This window comes from Campylobacter concisus, assembly GCF_902460895.1.
GTDB classification, from domain to species: domain Bacteria; phylum Campylobacterota; class Campylobacteria; order Campylobacterales; family Campylobacteraceae; genus Campylobacter_A; species Campylobacter_A concisus_BC.
This window is the reverse complement of record NZ_CABPVL010000004.1, coordinates 93,524-94,211: the sequence shown is the minus strand read 5'-3', so window position 1 is coordinate 94,211 and position 688 is coordinate 93,524. Positions and strand designations below refer to the sequence as shown.

Sequence of the window (688 nt, the reverse complement as noted above, 5' to 3'; positions counted from 1 at the left end):
GTTGATTTTGTGCCCTATTCTGTTTAACGGATATTACGTGATAAAAAATGGCATTAAAAGAAGTGACATAACTTTGTATAAAATAAAAAACGATCAAATAAAAAATAATGGATTTGTAGCATTTGTATGGCTTGTTTTTTGTGCTTTTATATTGGTATTTTGGATAGTTGTCAAGTGAAATAGGTCAAATGATTTTTGTACTAGCATGGAATTTGGCAATATTTGCAGTGATTATCTTTTTTGGTTTTAATGTAGCCTTTAATTTATTTTCTGCTGTTCTTATCGGATATTTAGCGCTTTGTATAGCAAAAAATAAAGTAAAAAAAGATAACATCACCTTTGAGAGAGTAAAACATGGCGAATTTAAGTATGGTGGAGTTGCTCTTGTTTGGGTGGTATTTATTTTGATATCCTGGATAACTTATGATGTTATAGAATTTTTAAAATAACATTTTTTAAATTTGTATTTATATCGTATCTTTGAGTAATTGCTGACATTCAAAGAGGATATAATAACGAGAAAATAAAAGGTTATACAAGCTTGTATAAATTTAAAAACAGATGAGCTACTAAATGATAAGAGCTTTATCTATGCAGGCAACGACCTTGTGCTTGATAGCAAAGATATAACAAACGTAGCACTAAATTTAAGAAGAGATGGCCGAAGCTTTAATGAGTTTAAATGGAA

General features: G+C 28.8%; 1 protein-coding gene. It reads left to right on the top strand.

Going from position 1 to position 688, the window contains the following annotated elements; translation table 11 throughout:
* The first annotated feature begins 167 nt into the window (after positions 1 to 167).
* Complete coding sequence (locus F3G98_RS07105; protein ID WP_149725945.1) at positions 168 to 449, top strand: hypothetical protein; 282 nt, start codon at positions 168 to 170, stop codon at positions 447 to 449.
* Positions 450 to 688 lie beyond the last annotated feature (239 nt).